A 222-nucleotide genomic window follows, 5' to 3' on the forward strand; every position below is an offset into this window, starting at 1 on the left:
CTGTTATGCCCTGGTCCTGTACCCCAATATCCAGGCGAAACGTGCCCGGTGCCTCGCCGGTCTGCCACCATTCAATGATGCGGATCAGAAAGCCGAACGGCTCCACCACACGCGGCACAGCGCTGGTTGTGCCCTTGTGCTGATGGATATAGAAAGCATCCTGCACCACACGGCGCTTCACGCTCTCCGCCCATCCTTCGTCCCAGCGATCAACCGAAAAGG

The 222-nt window shown here is 59.5% G+C and carries 1 protein-coding gene; it reads right to left on the reverse strand.

Annotation, left to right across the window (positions count from 1 at the left end):
• Nucleotides 1–181: phage tail protein I (locus COJ96_RS25850; protein ID WP_257148641.1), on the reverse strand; the 181-nt coding region annotated here is incomplete at its 3' end.
• Nucleotides 182–222 lie beyond the last annotated feature (41 nt).

The organism is Bacillus sp. AFS073361, assembly GCF_002567005.1.
Taxonomy (GTDB): Bacteria; Bacillota; Bacilli; order Bacillales; family Cytobacillaceae; genus Neobacillus.